At 77.0% G+C, this 1,261-nt stretch carries 1 protein-coding gene; it reads right to left on the bottom strand.

Annotated features, from left to right (window positions below; translation table 11 throughout):
• Positions 1 to 73 precede the first annotated feature (73 nt).
• Positions 74 to 1,261, bottom strand: a 1,188-nt coding sequence (locus tag ABD308_RS02970) for an MFS transporter (protein WP_344325044.1), incomplete at its 5' end; no start/stop codon positions are given.

Genomic DNA, 1,261 nt, shown 5'->3' with positions numbered 1-1,261 from the left:
AGTCCCGAATGCCGGGCGGTGTGGGCGCGCCGGGGGCCGCTGCGGGCCGGTGGCGATGGTCGCGGACATCCTCTCACGCCTCCTCGGGACGCGCGGCGGGAACCCGTCCCGCGCCGCCCGGCCGCCGGACCAGCCCGGCCGCGATCGCCAGCGCCAGCAGGGCCACCGCGGCGCTGAAGACGACCCCGCCGGTCCGCAGGTCGGTCGCCCGGACGAGCACGCCGACGCCGATCACCGGCAGCGAGAGCATGGTGAACAGCACCGCGAAGAAGGCGGAGACCGTTTCGCCGCGCTGCTGCGGCGCCACCCCGCCGTTGATGGTGCCCAGCCCGGTGCCGATGGCGGTGCCGGTGGCGAGCCCGTTGACGCAGGCGCCGAGCAGCAGCGGCGGCAGCGTCGCGCCGAGCAGCGCGAAGGCGATGAGCGCGGCGGCCAGCACCAGACCGGCGCAGGCCAGCGGGAGCGCCCGGGCGGGCGGCAGCACCCGGACCAGGAGCTGTCCGACGGCGGTGAACAGGAACGCCAGGGCGACGACGAATCCGGTCAGCGCGTGGTGGCGCAGGCCGAGCACGGTCGCGAGGAAGAGTCCGCTGACGGCCGTCAGCACGCCGATGACGGCGAATCCGGCGCCGCCCGCGAGCGCGGCGCGCAGGAAGGCCGGGCGGATCCCCGCCGGGACGCGCAGCGGCTGGAGGCGCAGCCGGAACCGGGAGGCGGCGCGCACCTCGGCGGGCACCGTCTCGGGGACGGCGAGCAGGCCGAGCAGGGCGGCGCCGGTGAGGACGAGGGTCACCGTCCAGGGCAGCCGAAGCGGCGAGCCGGCCCACTCGGCGAGGACGCCGGCGAGCAGGGTGCCACCGGCCAGGCCGCCCATGTTGGCGGCGAGCGCCAGGGTCTGGGCGCGCAGCCGGCGCTCCGGCGGGGCGAGGTCGAGCAGGGCGGCGGTCGCGGCGCCGGTGACCAGGGCGGCGCCGAAGCCCGACAGGACGCGGGCGGCGAGCAGCCAGGGCAGCGAGTCGGCGGCCTCGAAGAGCCCGGCGGCGGCCGCGGCGAGCAGCAGGGCCGTCAGCAGGACCGGCCGGCTGCCGATCTGGTCGGAGAGCCGGCCGAGGGCGAGCAGTCCGGCGACGACACCGAGCGCGTAGACGGCGAAGATCACCGTCACGGTGAACGTCGAGAAGCCGAAGGCGTGCTGGTAGAGGGGGTAGAGCGGGGTCGGGACGGTGGTGCCGGCCATGGTGACCCAGAAGGCGAGGGCGAA

The sequence above is a fragment of the Kitasatospora putterlickiae genome (genome assembly GCF_039527695.1).
Lineage (GTDB): Bacteria > Actinomycetota > Actinomycetes > Streptomycetales > Streptomycetaceae > Kitasatospora > Kitasatospora putterlickiae.
The sequence above is the reverse complement of the archived record's forward strand: the minus strand, read 5'-3'. Positions and strand labels throughout refer to the sequence as shown.